General features: G+C 36.0%; 1 pseudogene. It reads right to left on the bottom strand.

Features of this window, described 5'->3' with window-relative positions:
* Positions 1-258 (bottom strand): annotated as a pseudogene (locus tag ACX9YW_RS23205) (hypothetical protein); the annotation flags it as partial.

Raw genomic sequence — 258 nt, forward strand, 5'->3', positions numbered from 1 at the left:
TAATCTCGCGCTCGTTAGTTCGCGATTTCTCACGGAAAGTTTCCATCTCATTCTCAGCTTTAGTAATTTCAGCATTAGCTTTTTCTCTCTGTGCGAAAAGCTGATGATATTGGGAATAGAATTCTTTACTTTCTTTTTCTTTCTGAGCAAGATCTTTTTCTTTTTCTGCTGTGCTCTTGGAAAGAGTTTTGATCTCTTCATTAAATTGAGCTTCTTCTTTGAGATGCTGTTTTAAGATCTCTTGGATCTTTTCACGTT

This window comes from Pseudoneobacillus rhizolycopersici (genome assembly GCF_054786815.1).